The 5,068-nt window shown below is 67.3% G+C and carries 4 protein-coding genes; 1 reads left to right on the plus strand and 3 read right to left on the minus strand.

Annotated elements, in window-relative coordinates:
- Positions 1-138 precede the first annotated feature (138 nt).
- Positions 139-792 carry an HNH endonuclease gene (locus tag WBP48_RS02455; RefSeq protein WP_424435570.1) on the plus strand — a complete coding sequence of 218 codons (654 nt, stop codon included), beginning with the start codon at positions 139-141 and terminating at the stop codon, positions 790-792.
- A 901-nt stretch (positions 793-1,693) separates the two neighbouring features.
- On the opposite strand, the gene ilvC is transcribed toward WBP48_RS02455, so the two are convergent.
- From ilvC to WBP48_RS02470, 3 genes are all read right to left on the minus strand, one after another.
- Positions 1,694-2,719, minus strand: a complete 1,026-nt coding sequence (gene ilvC / locus WBP48_RS02460; protein ID WP_424435564.1) for a ketol-acid reductoisomerase — start codon at positions 2,717-2,719, stop codon at positions 1,694-1,696.
- Between the two features lie 81 nt (positions 2,720-2,800).
- Positions 2,801-3,316: an acetolactate synthase small subunit gene (gene ilvN / locus WBP48_RS02465; protein WP_424435567.1), complete on the minus strand. Its 516-nt coding sequence runs from the start codon at positions 3,314-3,316 to the stop codon at positions 2,801-2,803.
- A gap of 1 nt (position 3,317) precedes the next feature.
- The gene (locus tag WBP48_RS02470) at positions 3,318-5,060 is read right to left on the minus strand and encodes an acetolactate synthase large subunit (protein WP_424435573.1); all 1,743 of its coding nucleotides are present in this window, start codon (positions 5,058-5,060) and stop codon (positions 3,318-3,320) included.
- Positions 5,061-5,068 lie beyond the last annotated feature (8 nt).

A 5,068-nucleotide genomic window follows, 5' to 3' on the forward strand; every position in this document is an offset into this window, starting at 1 on the left:
ACGAGTCAGCAAGCTCCTTCTGACGCCGACGACGCTCCTCGCGCTCCGGACTGACTGCCATGGTCTCCATGATGTTCTCCTTCGAGGTGATAAGCACCCCTTACACAGACCATCTGACACCCCCCGCAGCTGACCGCGATCCTCCCCGCCACCGCCGCGCACGGCATCGAGCAGCACCTGGATGCCGCCGCCACCCACCTCGCCGGTGTCGACGGGGAGACCCGGACGCGGGCGCAGCTCCGCGCCGACGTGTTCACCGGGCATTACCTCCACGCCGCGGCCACCGCGGGCCTCGACCCGCAAGGGCCGTTGCGTGGGGTGGTGCCGACGGTACGGGTCACGATCCCCGCCCTCACCCTCCTGGGCCGTTCCGACGAACCGGCCACTTTGGACGGGTACGGGCCCATCGACCTCGACACCGCCAGAGACCTCGCCGCGGGCGCCCCCGCGTGGGTGCGGGTGCTGACCCACCCGGTCACCGGGACCGTGATCGACGTCGACCGGCACGCGTACAAGGTCCCCGCCGACCTGAAACGGCTGATCCGGATCCGGTACCCCACCTGCGTGTTCCCCGGCTGCGGTCGCCCCTCCGACAGCTGTGACATCGATCACCGGATCCGGTGGGCGGACGGTGGGACCACCAGCGCCGACAACCTCACCCCCGCCTGCCCCCGACATCATCCCGTCAAAGACGAAACCCAATGGGGACTACACCGCGACCCCGACACCGGCGACCTGACCTGGACCACACCCACCGGCCACCACACCGACACCGACCCACCACCGTTCTAGTACGGGAGTAGGGCGTGAGGTTAGGCGGCTACTGGTGTGATCGTGACGTCGTAGCCGAGGTCTTTGAGTCGGCGGATGTCGTTGTCTCTTGCTCGGTGGACGAGTCTATGCATGCCACGAGCGGCGCTCTCTGTCACGGAGAACTCACACTTCCGGAGAATCCCGCACCCGATCAGAGCGCTCCTGTGGAACCTCCCGGCTTGAACCGCAAGCTACTCCCGCCTCGGAGCAGCGCTACGCGGCGCGCCGCTCTCCCGACAACTGGAGTGAGAATCCGACAACTGGAGTGAGAATCGACAGCTTCCATCACCACCGTCGTCACACCCCGCGCATGAAGGAACCCGATCAGATCCAAGATCTGCGCGACCGTCGCCCCCCACGTCGAGACGGTCGTCGTGAACGTGCCAGCGCGCTTGCCCGGCACCCGCACCGCGACCTTCGCGTCACGCTTGGAGATATCGATCCCGCAGCGCGCTCGTGCACCACCTCCATCCTCAAATCCCTCCACTCGGAGCCGGCCGCAGGGAGGGCAGGGATGAAGTTCAGGAATCTCACACTCGTGCTCGAAGCAACAATCCACGGTTCCCGTGGGAGCCCTTCCGCGCCACGCTAACCCACAGACTCACAGGCACCATAGGCGGACCGGCGTCACCGCGACCGACAACCACAGCATCCACCCCGTGAACACAAGCCGACAAGAGGCGACCACGCACGAGACTCCCGACCCCCACGGCGCGGCAGCGCCCCTGACAAGCTGACCTGAAAAGCGCCCCTGACAAGCTGACCTGAAAGCTGACGCCAAGAGCCCGGCCCCCTGGTGAGGGACCGGGCCCGGTGTGGCTTCATTGCAAAGCCAGTTCCGGCCGGTGGGCCGGAAGTCGTGGAGTCAGTGTTTCAGGGGTCAGCGCGCAGCCGATCCCTCGACGTAATCGGCATCCTGCTGCTTCCACGCGAACAGCGCGCGCAGCTCCTTGCCGACGGACTCGATCGGGTGCCCAGCCGCCTTCTCGCGCAGCGCGAGGAACTCGGGAGCCCCGGCATCCTGATCGGCGATGAACCGCTCGGCGAAAGCGCCGGACTGAATGTCGCCGAGCACCGCCTTCATGTTCTCCTTGACGTGCGGGTCGATGACGCGCGGGCCCGAGACGTAATCGCCGTACTCGGCTGTGTCGGAAATGCTCCAGCGCTGCTTGGCGATGCCGCCCTCGTTCATGAGGTCGACGATGAGCTTGAGCTCGTGCAGCACCTCGAAGTACGCGATCTGGGGCTGGTAGCCCGCCTCGGTCAGCGTCTCGAAGCCGTACTGGACCAGTTGCGACACACCACCGCAGAGCACGGACTGCTCGCCGAACAGGTCGGTCTCGGTCTCCTCCGTGAAGGTCGTCTTGATGACGCCGGCGCGGGTGCCGCCGATCGCCTTGGCGTACGACAGCGCAGTCGCCCAGGCGGTACCCGACGCGTCGCGCTCGACCGCGACGACGTCGGGAATGCCCCGGCCGGCGACGAACTCGCGACGCACCGTGTGGCCGGGCGCCTTCGGCGCGATGAGGATCACATCGACGCCCTCGGGCGCATCGATGTAGCCGAAGCGGATGTTGAAGCCGTGCGCGAAGGCGAGCGTCTTGCCGGGCGCCAGGTTCGGCTCGATGCTGTCGTGGTAGATGCTGCGCTGGTGCTGATCCGGCGCGAGGATCATGATGAGATCGGCCCACGCGGTGGCGTCGGCGACCGACTTCACCTCGAAGCCGTCCTCCTGAGCCTTGGGGATCGAGCGCGAGCCGTCCTTGAGAGCGATGACGACTTCGACGCCGGAGTCGCGAAGGTTCTGCGCGTGCGCGTGACCCTGCGAGCCATAGCCGACGATCGCGACCTTCTTGCCCTGGATGACGGACAGGTCGGCGTCGGAGTCGTAGAAGATCTCAGCCATGTTGTGTTTCTCCTTGATAGTGCGGGCGTTTCGACTCGCGGCTGCGCCGCTCGCTCAACGACCGGGGGTTCTGTATGGTCGTCACCGGTCAGCGCGCAGGACGCGTTCGGTGATGGACTTGCCGCCGCGGCCGATGGCGACCATGCCGGACTGCGCGAGTTCCTTGATGCCGAAGGGCTCGAGCGCACGCAGCAGCGCATCGACCTTGCCGCGGTCGCCGGTGACCTCGACCACCAGCGCGTCGGTCGCGTAGTCGACGACCGATGCGCGGAAGAGGTTCACGACCTCGACCACGTTCGAGCGGGTCTGATTGTCGGCGCGCACCTTGATGAGCATGTGCTCTCGTTGTACGGATGCCGACTGTTCCAGCTCGACGATCTTGATGACGTTCACGAGCTTGTTGAGCTGCTTGGTCACCTGCTCCAGCGGTAGCGCCTCAACATCGACCACGACCGTGATGCGCGACAGTCCCGGCACCTCGGTGACGCCCACCGCGAGCGAGTTGATGTTGAAGCCGCGACGGGCGAACAGGCCCGCGACGCGGGTGAGAAGTCCCGGCTTGTCCTCGACGAGGAGGCTCAGCACGTGTGTCGGCATCTCAGTCCTCCTCGTCGAAGCTCGGCGCGTGGTCACGCGCGTACTGGATGTAGCTGTTGCTCACGCCCTGCGGCACCATCGGCCACACCATCGCATCCGCCGACACGACGAAGTCGATGACCACGGGACGGTCGTTCGTCGCCAGAGCGGTCTGAATGGCGGCATCCACGTCTTCCTCTTTCTCGACGCGGATCGCGAGGCAGCCATACGCCTCGGCGAGCTTCACGAAGTCGGGGATGCGGACGGTGCCGGCGCCGGTGTTGAGGCTCGTGTGCGAGTAGCGGCCGTCGTAGAACAGGGTCTGCCACTGGCGGACCATCCCGAGCGAGGAGTTGTTGATGATCGCGACCTTGATCGGGATGTCGTTGATCGCGCACGTGGCGAGTTCCTGATTGGTCATCTGGAAGCAGCCGTCGCCGTCGATCGCCCAGACGTCGCGGTGGGGCTCGGCGACCTTGGCGCCCATCGCGGCGGGGACGGCGTAGCCCATCGTGCCCGCACCGCCGGAGTTCAGCCACGCGTTGGGGCGCTCGTAGCGGATGAACTGCGCGGCCCACATCTGGTGCTGCCCCACGCCGGCGGCGTAGACGCCCTCGGGCCCGGTCAGCGCGCCGATGCGCGAGATGACGTACTGCGGCGACATCAGGCCGTCGCTGGGCTGCGAATATCCCAGCGGGAACTCGTCGCGAAGGCCGTCGAGGTAGGTCCACCACTCCGCGATGTCGGGCCGGTTCCCGTCCGCGGCGGCACGGAAGGCGCCATCGAGGTCGACGAGCACGTCACGCAGGTCGCCGACGATCGGCACGTCCGCCGTGCGGATCTTGGAGATTTCGGCCGGGTCGATGTCGACGTGCACGACCTGCGCCTCGGGCGCGAACAGCGACGCCTTGCCGGTCACGCGGTCGTCGAACCGTGCGCCGAGGGCGACGATCAGGTCGGCCTCCTGCAGCGCGAGGACGGCGGGGACGGTGCCGTGCATACCGGGCATGCCGAGGTGCTGCGGGTGCGAGTCCGGGAAGGCGCCTCGCGCCATGAGCGTCGTCACGACGGGCGCCCCGGTGGTCTCTGCGAGGGTCCGGAGCTCGGCCGCGGCCCGCGCTCGGATGATGCCACCGCCGACATACAGCACCGGCTTGCGCGCCTCCACGAGCAGGTGGGCTGCCGCCTGGATCTGCTTGCCATGGGCCTTGGTGACCGGGCGATACCCGGGCAGGTCGATCTTCGGCGGCCATACGAAGGGCACCTCGGCCTGCTGCGCGTCCTTCGTGATGTCCACGAGCACGGGGCCGGGGCGTCCGGTCGAGGCGATCTCATATGCTGCGGCGATCGCAGCGGGGATGTCTGCGGCATCCTTCACGAGGAACGAGTGCTTCGTGATCGGCATCGTGATGCCGACGATGTCGGCCTCCTGGAAGGCATCCGTGCCCATGAGATTCGAGAACACCTGTCCGGTGATCGCGACCATCGGAACGGAGTCCATGTACGCATCCGCGATGGCGGTGACGAGGTTCGTGGCGCCGGGGCCGCTCGTCGCGATCGCAACTCCGACCTTGCCGGATGCCGAAGCGTAGCCCTCGGCGGCGTGGCCGGCGCCCTGCTCGTGGCGCACCAGGATGTGTCGGAGGGCCGTCGAGTCCATCAGCGGATCGTAGACGGGCAGGATCGCGCCGCCGGGAAGGCCGAACACGTCGGTCACCCCCAGCAGCTCGAGGGAGCGGACGACGGCCGCAGCGCCGGTCAGCACCGGCGCTG

The sequence above is a fragment of the Microbacterium sp. genome (genome assembly GCF_049661145.1).
Classification (GTDB): domain Bacteria; phylum Actinomycetota; class Actinomycetes; order Actinomycetales; family Microbacteriaceae; genus Microbacterium.

Coding starts and splice junctions, on each gene's coding strand:
- ilvC (WP_424435564.1), bottom strand. CDS start 2,719: ATGGCTGAGATCTTCTACGACTCCGACGCCGACCTGTCCGTCATCCAG.
- ilvN (WP_424435567.1), bottom strand. CDS start 3,316: ATGCCGACACACGTGCTGAGCCTCCTCGTCGAGGACAAGCCGGGACTT.